We start from the raw sequence: 6664 nt of genomic DNA, 5'->3' as shown, positions 1-6664 counted from the left end.
CGCCATGACCGTGGACGATCGGCAAGGCGTCATCCCGCACGATCGCCTCGATCGGCTGAACATGCCGGTAATGGTGGCATGGGGAACCAGCGATGCGGTGCTGCCCTTTACCCAGGCGGATGACCTGCCGGCGCATTTTCACGTGCACCACGTGCTGGAGGCGGGCCATATGCTGGCCGAGGAAGCACCCGACCTCGTTGCCGAGATCATTCGCCGCAACACCAGCCGCCGCGCCAGGCCGCACCGCCAGAAATTCGCCGCCGCAGCCAGCTGACCTTTTCGCGCACGACGACCCTCCTGAGCACCCCGACGCCGTCGATCTCGCCAGTGCATTTTGCCGGCGGCTGTGTTAACCCAGTGTTAACCAAACCCACGAGGCAGACGCCGATGAAGGAAGCAGGCGAGAAGACCATCGACCAGTCGAAGAAACTGTCCGATGCCATCCGTGATGTCAAAAATGCCTTCGCCGACCGCGACGATGTCGTCGTCGACATGCGCGAGGCGCATCGCATGCGCCTCGATCTGCTTGCCGCCGAGCTGGCGCCGGTTTTTGCCGATGTTCCGGCCGACATGGACAATTTCGACTTTGTCGTCTCGTCCGGCTTGCAGCCGCGCCTGTGGATCGACGCCATCAGCCATGTCGCCATGGGGCGCGACCGCCGCACCTATCGCTTCCTCAAGGACACCCGCATCGGCCGGGTGGTGCTTGCCGAATCCACTGAGATGAAATCGGTTGCCGATTCCGTGACGCGCTATGTCGCCGAGCGCATCGTCGAGCGTCAGAGGATGCTGGAAGGCGGCGTCGAACCCGCCGTCGCCGGCCTGAAACGTGCGTATGTGCCAGAAGCCGAACCGCCGCTGCGCGCGACGGAGCGCGGCAAACGCTGGTCGGCCCTTCTGTCCGGGCTTGGCCTGGTCGCTGCCGGCGCATTGGTCGGCCTTGTGGTGTCGGTCGTCCTGTTCTGGGACCGCATCATGGCCATGGTTGTCAATTTGCGGCCATAGCGGCCTCGGCGCCAAGCTCCACCGTCTGCAGATCGGATGGCGGTATGGACGGCCCGGTCAGGCCGCGCCGTGTCAGCCGGATCCGCCAGTTTCCCTTTTCACCGTCGATGTCGAACAGATTATACTGCGCCGCCGGGTGCTTGCCACCCGGCGCCTGGCCGGCGGCAGCGACACCGACCGCCGGGATCCTGACGCCTCGACCGCCGATGAAGAACAGCGACGGCAGATGCGAATGGCCGTGCAGCACAAGGTCGGCGCCATGGCGGCGAATGATCTTGTTGAAGCGGGCGATGCCGAACAGCCGCTTGTGCTGCGGGACCGCGCCGCGCACCGGCGGATGATGGATCATGATGACGCGGAACAGCCCCTGTCCGGCAGTGTCCTGGAGGATTTTGCCGAGCCTATCCCCCTGGCCTTCCATGAAAAACCCATTGGCCATGAAGGGTGCCGTGGCGCGCGCCGTCGAGACGCCGATCAGCGCGACATTGCCGCGTACACGCAGATAGGGGAAGGCGTTGCGGTCGACCGGCGTGTTGACGCCGTCGCCGCTCATCCACGCCGCCCAGGACCGGCAGACCTTGTCGAAGGCGCCTGGCACATAGGCGTCGTGATTGCCCGGAACGACCGAAACATCATGCGGCGGCCCCAGCGTCTCCAGCCAGTGCCTGGCCATCTCGATCTCGCCGTCGAGCGCCAGATTGACCAGGTCGCCGGTGACGGCGAGGTGATCAGGCGTGTTCGCCTTGATGTCGGCGACGATCGTGTCAATGACCGCATCATGCATATGGCGGCGGCGGTTGCGCTGCCAGTTGACATAGCCGAGCACGCGCTTGGAGGCGAGATCGCGATAGGATACATCGGGGAGCGGCCCCAGATGGACATCGGAAATATGCGCGAGCCTGAACATACAACCTTCATAGGCGACCCGCGCGCGGCTTTCCACCCACGGTTTCGCTATCAATGACGAGCCCTGAAGATGCCTTCCGCCAGACCGGCTGGCCAGGGTTGAGGGCCAGGCTGTTCCATCTCTATTTCGTGCTGCGGAGGCCGATGACGCTTGGCGTGCGCGGCCTGATCCACGACACAGCGTCCAGATCCGTCTTCCTTATTCGCCATACCTATGTACCGGGCTGGCAGCTTCCCGGCGGCGGCGTCGAAGTCGGCGAGACGATGAACGAGGCGCTGGCCCGTGAACTGGCCGAGGAAGGCAACATCGCACTGACCGCCCCGCCGGTGCTCAAATCGATGCATTTCAACCGCCGCTCCAGCCGCCGCGATCATGTCGGCCTTTATCTGCTCGAGCATTTCAGCCAGACGGCGCCGAAGCTGCCGGACCACGAGATCGCCGAAGCCGGCTTCTTCCCGCTCGACCGCTTGCCGCGGGGCACGACGCCGGCGACGCTGCGCCGGATCGCCGAGGTTTTTGACGGCGAGCAGCCCTCGCCCTACTGGTAGGTCAGGCCGCCGCTTTCTCGAAGCGGGCCCGGTCATGCCGTGCGGCATAATCGAGATCCGGTCCGACAGGCACGATCCGCGTCGGATTGATCGTCTGGTGGCTGCCGTAATAATGAGCCTTGATGTGATGCATGTTCACCGTCCCGGCCACGCCAGGGACCTGATAGAGATCGCGCAGATAGTTGGACAGGTTCGGGTAGTCGGCGATGCGGCGCAGATTGCATTTGAAATGGCCGACATAAACCGGATCGAAGCGCACCAGCGTGGTGAACAGCCGCCAGTCGGCCTCGGTGATACGACCACCGACGAGATAGCGCTGTTTTGCCAGTCGCTCCTCCAACGTATCCAGCGCCGAAAACAGCTCGCCGAAAGCCTCTTCATAGGCGCGTTGCGTGGTGGCGAAGCCGGCGCGATAGACGCCGTTGTTGATGGCGGGATAGACCAGCGCATTGATGCGGTCGATCTCGCCGCGCAACGCCTTCGGATAGAAATCGAAGCTGGCGTCGCCCCAATCATCGAAGGCTGAATTCAGCATGCGGATGATTTCGGAAGACTCGTTGGAGACGATGGTCTGCTCCTTTTTGTCCCACAGCACCGGCACAGTCACCCTGCCCGAATAGGCGGGATCGGCCTTGGCATAGATCTGGTGCAGGAAGTCGAGGCCGTAGAGCGTGTCGCCCGTGGCGCCGTCCTCAGCTACGAACGTCCAGCCGTTGGCGCCCATGAAATGATGCACCACGGACACCGATATGATGCCCTCCAGCTTCTTCAGCGCACGAAAGATCAACGTCCGGTGGGCCCACGGACAGGCAAGCGAGACATAGAGGTGATAGCGGCCGGGCTCGGCCTTGAAACCGCGCGTCCGGCCTTCGGCAGGCGCCCCGCCAACGGTGATCCAGTCGCGCCATTGCGACTGCGCCCGCACGAACCTGCCACCATTGTCCGCCGTATCGTACCAGCGGTCCTGCCATCTTCCTTCGACCAGCAATCCCATGCGAATCTCCTTGCGTCCTGTTGGTTGATGTAGGCGCAAGGCTGCCCTGTCGAAGACGTCAGGTGCTGAACAGACCGTCACTTGGCCGAAATGACGGACAGAAACGGCCGATTGCAGCGGCGGGAAATTGATGCTAGCGGACAATCCGCATGTTCGACTTTGCTTTGATCCGGTTTGACCGACGACGAAAGGGCGCCCGCGCTTGATGAAGCGCTGACTGGCGAATGCTGCCGTTTGCAGCAACCTTTCCTCCTTGTACCGGACCGCAAAGACCATGAGCCTTGCCGACGTGAAATACCTGCCGGAAACCCCGGCGCACGACCCCGAGATCGAAGCCATCAACGACGAAGCCTTCGGGCCCGGCCGCTTTGTGCTGGCCGCCTACAAGATTCGTGAGGCCGGAGGGCACGAGCGCTCGCTGTCCTTTGTCGCCGTCAATGGCGACATCGTCGTCGCCTCGGTGCGCATGACCCGCATCGCCGCCGGTGCCGGCCGCGCATTGATGCTCGGGCCGCTCGCCGTGCGGCCGGCCTTCAAGAATCTCGGCATCGGCCGCCGGCTGGTGGCGATCGCGCTGGAGGCCGCTGCCCGGGCCGGCGCACCTGCCGTCATGCTGGTCGGTGACGAGCCCTATTACGGGCCGCTCGGTTTCAAGCGGATTCCGCGCGGCCAGATTTCGATGCCGCGCCCCGTCGACCTCGACCGGCTGCTGTCGCACGAGATCGCGCCGGGCGCGGTCGCCAGGCTCTTGGGCGAGGTCTGCCACGCCGATCAGGCCAGGGTGACCGATCCTACCGCGGCGATGGCTTGACCTTTCCCATCGATCTGGCGCCTGATCCGTCCACTGTTCCTGAGATCAAAGGATGACGTCATGAACCCGAACGGCCAGATCGCGATCGTCACCGGCGGCGGCTCCGGCCTTGGCGAGGCAACGGCGCGCGCGCTGGCCACCAAGGGAGCCCGCGTCGCCATCTTCGATGTCGGTATTGACCGCGCGGTCAAGGTCGCGGCCGAGATCGGCGGTATTGCCGTCCAATGCGACGTCAGCAGCGCCGACAGTGGGACTGCTGCCCTCGCCGACGTCGCCGCCAAGCTTGGCGAGCCGCGTATCCTGATCAATTGCGCCGGCATCGCCATCGGTGTGAAGACGATCGGCAAGGATGGTCCCCATCCGCTTGATCAGTACCGCAAGGTGATCGAGGTCAATCTGATCGGCACGTTCAACATGATCCGCCTCGTCGCCGAACGCGCGTCGAAGCTCGAGCCGCTGCCGGGCGGCGAGCGCGGCGTCATTGTCAACACCGCTTCGGTTGCCGCCTATGATGGCCAGATCGGGCAGGCCGCCTATGCGGCGTCCAAGGGCGGCGTCGTCGGCATGACGCTGCCGGTGGCGCGCGACCTTGCCCGTTCCGGCATCCGCGTCTGCACCATCGCTCCCGGCATCTTCAAGACGCCGATGATGGCCGGCATGCCGCAAGAGGTGCAGGATTCACTGGGCGCCGCCGTGCCGTTCCCGTCGCGCCTGGGCGAACCGTCCGAATATGCCGCTCTCGCCCTGCACATCATCGAGAACCAGATGCTGAACGGCGAGACCATTCGCCTCGACGGCGCCATTCGCATGGCGCCGAAATAAACCGGTCATGAGCGCCGGCCTGTCCGCTGCCGCTAAAACCGGTCCGCTGACCGGGCTGAAGGTGATCGAGATGGCCGGGCTCGGCGCCGTGCCGCTGGCCGGCCTGATGCTGTCGGAGATGGGCGCGCAACTGTTGCGCATCGAACGGGCGGGGACGAGCCAGCTCCTGCCGCTGCCGGATGAGTATAACATCGACCGCCATGGCCGCGCCGTGCTGCGCCTCGACCTGAAGCGCCGTGAAGGCACCGATCTGTTGCTGCGCCTTGCCGAAAAGGCGGACATGTTGCTCGAAGGCTTTCGCCCGGGCGTCATGGAACGGCTCGGCCTCGGCCCGGAAACGGTGCTGGTGCGTAACCCGGCGCTGATCTACGGCCGTATGACCGGCTTCGGCCAGGGCGGTCCGCTCGCCGGCCGCGCCGGCCATGACATAACCTACCTCGCCTATAGCGGCGTGCTGCACGCCATCGGCCATGCCGGCGGCCGTCCCGTCACGCCGCTCAACCTCGTTGCAGACTATGGCGGTGGCGCCATGATGCTGATTGCCGGTGTGCTGGCCGCCCTGTTCCAACGTTCGCGCACGGGCAAGGGTGAAGTTATCGACGCCGCGATGGTCGATGGCGCCTCGATGCTGGCGGTGCCCCTGCACGCCTTGATGGCGGCCGGCTTGTGGAGCGACAAGCGTGGCGCGAACCTGCTCGATTCCGGCGCCCCGTTCTACGACACCTATGAGACGTCGGACGGACGTCATATCGCCATCGGTTGTCTCGAGCCGCAATTCTTCGCCGAATTCGCGAGGCTGCTGCCGCTCGACGAGTGCTTTGCATCCGGCCAGTACGACAAGGCCCTGTGGCCGCCGATGCGCGCCGCCATTGCCGATCGGATCCGGCAGAAACCACGCGACGACTGGGACCGGTTGTTCGCGCAAACCGATGCCTGCGTTGCACCCGTTCTGTCGCTGCAAGAGGCAAAGCACCACCCGCACAATCGGGCACGCAACGCCTCTGTGACGGCAGGTGCATTTGAGCGCCCGGCCCCGGCCCCGCGTTTCTCGAGTTCGCAACCGACATTGGCCACTATGCCCGGCGATGAGGATTTGTTGCCGTCGACAACGCTGGCACGTTTCGGCTTTGCGAAAGCCGAGATCGACGACCTTGTCAAATCCGGCTTGCTGACCGATAACTAGAGAACAAAAATCAACTTACTGCGGTGCTGCCTTGGACGACCCGAAGAAGGACGTGATCCGTGAGACGGACGCCGAAGCGATCCGGCTGGCGAAGACGCTTCTGCGCAGCGCCCGCTTTGGCGCCCTGGCGGTGATCGAACCGCAAACCGGCTCGCCGCTGGCCAGCAGGGTTGGCGTGGCCACCGACATCGACGGCGCACCGCTGATCCTGGTGTCGATGCTTTCGGCGCACACCGGCGCGCTGCTTGCCGACCCGCGCTGTTCCCTGTTGCTCGGCGAACCAGGCAAGGGCGACCCGCTGGCGCACCCGCGCCTGACACTGGTCTGCCAGGCGGTAAGGATCGAGCGCGGATCGGCCGAACACGCCCGCACCGAGCGCCGTTACCTCAATCAC

General features: G+C 64.7%; 8 protein-coding genes and 1 pseudogene. 7 read left to right on the top strand and 2 right to left on the bottom strand.

The window, feature by feature from the left end; translation table 11 throughout:
* Positions 1-274: pseudogene (locus tag EN969_RS11285) on the top strand (alpha/beta hydrolase); the annotation flags it as partial.
* 113 nt (positions 275-387) lie between these two features.
* Positions 388-1005, top strand: coding sequence for a hypothetical protein (locus EN969_RS11280; protein WP_063168868.1), 618 nt, complete (start codon positions 388-390; stop codon positions 1003-1005).
* Here the strand turns inward: EN969_RS11280 and EN969_RS11275 are convergent.
* Complete coding sequence (locus EN969_RS11275) at positions 989-1912, bottom strand: metallophosphoesterase (RefSeq protein WP_013529920.1); 924 nt, start codon at positions 1910-1912, stop codon at positions 989-991. The genes EN969_RS11280 and EN969_RS11275 overlap by 17 nt on opposite strands.
* A gap of 53 nt (positions 1913-1965) precedes the next feature.
* Between EN969_RS11275 and EN969_RS11270 the strand changes: the two genes are divergently transcribed.
* Complete coding sequence (locus EN969_RS11270; RefSeq protein ID WP_063168869.1) at positions 1966-2460, top strand: NUDIX domain-containing protein; 495 nt, start codon at positions 1966-1968, stop codon at positions 2458-2460.
* Position 2461: 1 nt separating this feature from the next.
* Here EN969_RS11270 and EN969_RS11265 read toward each other — a convergent pair whose 3' ends face one another.
* Positions 2462-3454 (bottom strand): glutathione S-transferase family protein, encoded by a 993-nt coding sequence (locus tag EN969_RS11265; protein ID WP_063168870.1) that lies wholly within the window; start codon positions 3452-3454, stop codon positions 2462-2464.
* A 274-nt stretch (positions 3455-3728) separates the two neighbouring features.
* On the opposite strand from EN969_RS11265, the gene EN969_RS11260 reads away from it, so the two are divergent.
* The 4 genes from EN969_RS11260 to EN969_RS11245 all read left to right on the top strand — a co-directional run.
* Positions 3729-4265 carry an N-acetyltransferase gene (locus EN969_RS11260; RefSeq protein WP_013529917.1) on the top strand — a complete coding sequence of 179 codons (537 nt, stop codon included), beginning with the start codon at positions 3729-3731 and terminating at the stop codon, positions 4263-4265.
* Positions 4266-4325: 60 nt separating this feature from the next.
* On the top strand, positions 4326-5087 hold the full coding sequence (locus EN969_RS11255; protein WP_027162200.1) for a 3-hydroxyacyl-CoA dehydrogenase: 762 nt from the start codon (positions 4326-4328) through the stop codon (positions 5085-5087).
* A gap of 7 nt (positions 5088-5094) precedes the next feature.
* Positions 5095-6270: a CaiB/BaiF CoA-transferase family protein gene (locus EN969_RS11250; protein ID WP_063168871.1), complete on the top strand. Its 1176-nt coding sequence runs from the start codon at positions 5095-5097 to the stop codon at positions 6268-6270.
* A 31-nt stretch (positions 6271-6301) separates the two neighbouring features.
* Positions 6302-6664 (top strand): pyridoxamine 5'-phosphate oxidase family protein (locus tag EN969_RS11245; RefSeq protein ID WP_164758218.1); only part of this gene is annotated, 363 nt, incomplete at its 3' end.

Source organism: Mesorhizobium sp. M7A.F.Ca.CA.003.01.2.1 (genome assembly GCF_003998945.1).
GTDB classification, from domain to species: Bacteria; Pseudomonadota; Alphaproteobacteria; order Rhizobiales; family Rhizobiaceae; genus Mesorhizobium; species Mesorhizobium ciceri.
Note: the sequence above shows the minus strand (reverse complement) of the source record. Positions and strands in the feature narration are given on the sequence as shown.

What these genes read in the sequence shown, in the direction of transcription:
- EN969_RS11280 (WP_063168868.1), top strand. Translation starts at nt 388, where the DNA reads ATGAAGGAAGCAGGCGAGAAGACCATCGACCAGTCGAAGAAACTGTCC.
- EN969_RS11275 (WP_013529920.1), bottom strand. Translation starts at nt 1,912, where the DNA reads ATGTTCAGGCTCGCGCATATTTCCGATGTCCATCTGGGGCCGCTCCCC.
- EN969_RS11270 (WP_063168869.1), top strand. Translation starts at nt 1,966, where the DNA reads ATGACGAGCCCTGAAGATGCCTTCCGCCAGACCGGCTGGCCAGGGTTG.
- EN969_RS11265 (WP_063168870.1), bottom strand. Translation starts at nt 3,454, where the DNA reads ATGGGATTGCTGGTCGAAGGAAGATGGCAGGACCGCTGGTACGATACG.
- EN969_RS11260 (WP_013529917.1), top strand. Translation starts at nt 3,729, where the DNA reads ATGAGCCTTGCCGACGTGAAATACCTGCCGGAAACCCCGGCGCACGAC.
- EN969_RS11255 (WP_027162200.1), top strand. Translation starts at nt 4,326, where the DNA reads ATGAACCCGAACGGCCAGATCGCGATCGTCACCGGCGGCGGCTCCGGC.
- EN969_RS11250 (WP_063168871.1), top strand. Translation starts at nt 5,095, where the DNA reads ATGAGCGCCGGCCTGTCCGCTGCCGCTAAAACCGGTCCGCTGACCGGG.